Source organism: Mycobacterium sp. NGS34 (assembly GCF_059812845.1).
Window position 1 is genome coordinate 1 of record NZ_JCALDM010000041.1, and the last position, 3,415, is coordinate 3,415.

A 3,415-nucleotide genomic window follows, 5' to 3' on the forward strand; every position below is an offset into this window, starting at 1 on the left:
ATCGAGTCTGTTGATAACGCCCTGCGGCTGCTCCTGCTGTTCGAAACCCAGCCCAGCATCAGGCTGACCGATGCCAGCACTTACTTGGGCGTGGCGTCGTCGACGGCGCACCGGCTGATGGGCATGCTTCTCTACCGTGGCTTCGTTCGGCAGAACCCGGCGACCCGGGCCTACGAACCTGGGCAGGCGCTGAGCTCGATTGCCTTTGCGATCAGACGGCAGGTGGACATCCGGACACTGGCCCGGCCGGTCCTCGAGCGGATCTTCGAACAAACGGGAGAAACCGTCCACTTCGCCAGGCTTGAGAGGACTGACGTCCAATTCATCGACGCCATCGAAAGCAGGCGAGCGGTCCGCGTCGGTTCCCGCCAGGGCCTCACCTTGCCAGCAAACTGCACTGCGACTGGTAAAGCGATGCTGAGCCTCCTCGGTGAGAAGCAGCTGCGGAATCTGTACCCAGGGCAGGAACTCCCCAAGCTGACTACCAACTCAATTACCTCCAGGTCGGACCTTGAAAGGGAGCTCGACGAAATCCGGCACAGGGGTTACGCAAATAGCCGCGAAGAGAGCGAAGACGGGGTGACATCGGTCGCCGCCGCGGTTGCCGGCCCAAGCGGCACTGTCTACGGAATCAACGTATCTGTGCCGGCCCACCGCATGTCGGAGGAGCTTCGCAGCGACCTCGGGGGCATGCTCCGGGCAGCCGCAGAAGAACTCCAGGGGCGCCTGGTCTAGAAGACTTAAAGCGGCTTCGCGTTTAGGCATGGTTGGTCTGTTTGTTCCGGTAGGGGCGGTGGCCGCCGGCGGCCAGTAGGCATCTGAGTCTGTAGTTGGTGAAGTTGCGGAAGCCGCGGGCGATTCGGCGGGTGGTTTCGATGACGCCATTGAATCGCTTCGGTGGGTCCGTTGGAAGCGCCGTGGGTGTCGAAGTAGGCTAGGATCGCTGTCTTCCATTGAGTGTCCGCCCGAGTCGGGCGACTTCCGGGATGGGGAGGTCGGGAATGATGTGATTACTTCGTTGACGAGTTCCCGGCCCCGCTCCGGGCGGGCGTGGTAGATGTTGCGGAGCTTCTGGTAGCACTGCCAGGCCAGGGTGACTTCGTGGCCGTGATCCCCGGCGCTGAGCTTAGCATCGAGCCGGGCGGCTTGTTTGTCGGTGAGGTGTTCGGCGCCGATCTGCAGGGTTCGACGGATTCCGTAGAGCGGGTCGCCCTTGCGGCCGCGGTGTCCCAGGGTGTCCTGCTGGACCCGGCGGCGGACCTCGTCGATCATGGCCGAGCCGAGCTTCACGACATGGAACGCGTTCAGAACGGCGATGGCTTCGGGCAGCTCGTCACGGATCGCGTTCGCGTAGCCGCGGAACGGATCCAGCGCGGCGGTCTTGATCCCGGCAGTGAACCCTGCGCCGCGTTCTTTGAGCCAGTCCGCATAGGCCTTCCCCGACCGGCCCGGAACCAGGTCAAGCAACCTGGCGTGCACCACCCCCGCGGGGTCGCGGGTGTGGTCCACGATCCCGGTGACCATGCCGGTTCCGGGCGGGCCGGTGTGGGACCAGACATGCTCATCGACCCCGAGCGCATCTACCCCGGTCAGCCGGCCGGTCGATGCGATCCGCCGGGTGGCTTCGATCCTGACCGCGTCCCAGACGGTGTGCCAGGAGACGCCGAGCTGATGGGCCAAGGCGGAGACCGAGGTGTCGAAATGCTGGAGCGCATCGGTCGCCCACCCGGCGGCCCTGGCGGTGAGCTTCGCCCGTGGTCCTGCCAGCGGGTGCTCCTCTGTGAACGTCGTTCTCGGGCAGTCCGGGTCCGGGCACCGCCAGACACGTTTGGCCCACAGCAGCCGCACCGGGCGGCCGAAACAGGGAATGTCATGGAGACGGACCTGGCGGCGTCCATGCCCGACCGCGATGACGCCGCAGTCGGCGCAGCCGGTGACGTTCTCCCCGGTTTCGACGCCCAGAAGCAGGCCGGTACCGGTTGCCGTGACGGAGCTGACGCGGACGCCCTCGACACCGAGCAGCGCATCCGCGCGCGTGCACCAGCGGCCACCGGAACACGACATAGAGTTATTCATGTCAGGGTCTCTTTTGGGTATTGGTTGCTTGGTCGCGACCAATTCAAAGAGGCCCTGACCTCTTTCCTGCCGCACCACGCCGCAGCTGCATGCGGCCACGCCCTGCCCCCGGCGTCAGACGGCCCTCACCCTGCTCATCGTCGAAGGCCCAAGGCGACCGGCTTCCCGGCGAACGCGGCCGCAGGCGCCGGACTCCTCCGGCCGCCAGATTGTGTGCACGCCAACGTCGAGCAACTTCCGCTCACCGACGTCCGTGATGACCCAGACAAATCCGTGTTCCGGAAACGTCATGTCAACCCGCCCGTACCACAATGCCCCGGTTTCATGATCCCTCACAGCGATGCGGTGCCCGCGGGCCAGGGACAGGAAGACTTCGATTTCGCATTCTGTCAGCGACTCTTTCAACCCATTCCTCCCCGGCGCTGCGCCGAGAGCCGCCGTACGCAGGGAACAGCCGGCCTGGCGGGCGGCGGGGCAGACCATGCTAAAAACGCTGCCAGCCGGCGCGCCGGAGAGATCGCTCTGCTGTCCGTTCATCGCAGCCCGCTCCCCCACCTTTCGAGTGTCACACCGCGTGGAACGTCGCTGTCCAGGCGCGCTTCATAGCGGCCCGGGGCGAGGCGGGCCACCGAGATGCCGACGTGTTCAGCCATCGCCGCCGGCTTCAGCAGATCCACCGCTTCATCCAGGGCGGCGTCCAGTTCTTTTCGGGTGTGAACGGCGACGACGAGACAACCGGGTGCTGCGTGCATGGTCAAATCCTTAATCTGAGGGCGGTGATCAGTACTTTGGGACACGCCAAATGTCCCTGGGACGGAACGGAGGAGCGGCAGCCCGCCGGCATGATCAAGCCAGGGCCCAAATCCCGGCGGCCCCGGCGGAACCTAGGGGACCAAGGCTTCCGGCAGAAGAAGGGGCAGGACCGTGGAACGCTGCAGAACGGCGGCGGTTTACCTCCGACAGTCCCATGATGGTGGCTTCAACATCTTCCAGGGATTGCTGAATCCAGGCGAGGGCGGCCAGGTCATCGGAACTGTGGGCCGCGTCGATTGATGACGCCTCTAGGAGCGCAGCCCGGCGGCTGATCCTGCCGGAAAGTTCGAGGATCAACGGCGGAATCATGGCCAGGGATTCACCCCGCGTTAGGTGCGCGAAGGCTTCTTTTCCAGCGCCACGGTGGGTGACGGCGACCGTGAGGGCCAGATCTGAGGAGTTTGTGGTCATGGGTCTGTCCTTCAGGTTGTTCAAAGTCCTGGTCTTTTCGGAGTGCTTCCGGTACGACGGAAGGGGAGTCTCGGGTGGTTCGTCCCGCCGCAGATCGTCCGCGCCGCAGGCACAC

Annotated in this window: 4 protein-coding genes and 1 pseudogene; 1 reads left to right on the forward strand and 4 read right to left on the reverse strand. The window is 65.0% G+C overall.

Translation table 11 applies throughout. The annotated features are described in order from the left end of the window. Positions 1-63: 63 nt before the first annotated feature. Positions 64-735: an IclR family transcriptional regulator gene (locus AC5Y7V_RS31195; protein WP_255642420.1), complete on the forward strand. Its 672-nt coding sequence runs from the start codon at positions 64-66 to the stop codon at positions 733-735. A 267-nt stretch (positions 736-1,002) separates the two neighbouring features. On the opposite strand, the pseudogene AC5Y7V_RS31200 reads toward AC5Y7V_RS31195, so the two are convergent. The 4 genes and pseudogenes from AC5Y7V_RS31200 to AC5Y7V_RS31215 form a co-directional block, all read right to left on the reverse strand. Further along, a pseudogene (locus AC5Y7V_RS31200) lies at positions 1,003-2,076 on the reverse strand (ISL3 family transposase); the annotation flags it as partial. A gap of 114 nt (positions 2,077-2,190) precedes the next feature. Then, entirely contained in the window at positions 2,191-2,613 is a 423-nt protein-coding gene (locus AC5Y7V_RS31205; protein ID WP_156525812.1) for a hypothetical protein, read from the reverse strand. Next, on the reverse strand, positions 2,610-2,828 hold the full coding sequence (locus AC5Y7V_RS31210) for a hypothetical protein (protein ID WP_047040755.1): 219 nt from the start codon (positions 2,826-2,828) through the stop codon (positions 2,610-2,612). Before AC5Y7V_RS31210 ends, AC5Y7V_RS31205 begins: the two co-directional genes overlap by 4 nt. A gap of 94 nt (positions 2,829-2,922) precedes the next feature. After that, positions 2,923-3,415, reverse strand: a 493-nt coding sequence (locus AC5Y7V_RS31215) for a hypothetical protein (protein ID WP_083420726.1), incomplete at its 5' end; no start/stop codon positions are given.